Here is a 776-nt window from a genome sequence, read left to right on the forward strand (position 1 = left end):
GCCTGGATCCTCGTATCGATGTCGATGTGCTCGGAGCAGACGACTCGCAGCAGCGCGCCTCCGTCCCCCGGGCCAGCTGCGACCTTCCCAAACATCCGAATGAAAGCCCGCGCAACCAGCCTGTCCTCATGCAGTTTCCCGCTGTTGAGGTCGCGCGCGAGCACGGCTCGCAGCAGGTCGACGTATCCGGAGCTCGTCAGTATCGATGTGGAGGCGCTGCGCAGGTCGTCGCTCCGGCCGAAGAGACACAGCTGAAGGATCACACCGAGACCCGGGTCCTCGCCTCGTGCCCATTTGCTCTGGGACCGCAGCCCGACGGCTTGGATCTCGGCCGCGACCCGTGCACTGATCCCCTGGTATCGGGCAATCTGCTGGTCACCCGCGCCATCCGCCTTGGCCAGGTAGAGCAGCTCCGGCGTAGCCCCGGGCGGCAGTGCCCGCGCTGCTCCGCTGGTGCCCGTGCCCTGGAGTGCCCGGAAGAGCTGAAGGCTGGAGCGTCGGACTTCCAGTTCGATGTCGTTGTCCAGCGTCGTCTCGATACTTTCCCGCCGGATCGCGCGCAACCGCTCGGACGAGGGGTGCCACGTTCCCGAGCCCACCAGCACGGCCACGCTGCTGAAGAGTTCACGCAGGAGCCAGCGGTCCGGAGGATTCAGGAGAGCCCGTGAGATCCAGTCGGCCGGCGCCTTCTCCGGAATCTGCTGGAACACCTTGAGGGGCATGAAGGAGGTGGGGTTCCCCTTCTGGACCACCACGGCCTGGGCCACCTCGTTGGC

1 protein-coding gene is annotated in these 776 nt (G+C 66.6%); it reads right to left on the minus strand.

What is annotated here, in order from left to right; all coding sequences use genetic code 11:
* Positions 1-767, minus strand: a 767-nt coding sequence (locus RNB18_RS50705) for a hypothetical protein (protein ID WP_311720889.1), incomplete at its 3' end; no start/stop codon positions are given.
* Positions 768-776 lie beyond the last annotated feature (9 nt).

The sequence above is a fragment of the Streptomyces doebereineriae genome (assembly GCF_031845645.1).
In the GTDB taxonomy this organism is placed as follows: domain Bacteria; phylum Actinomycetota; class Actinomycetes; order Streptomycetales; family Streptomycetaceae; genus Streptomyces; species Streptomyces canus.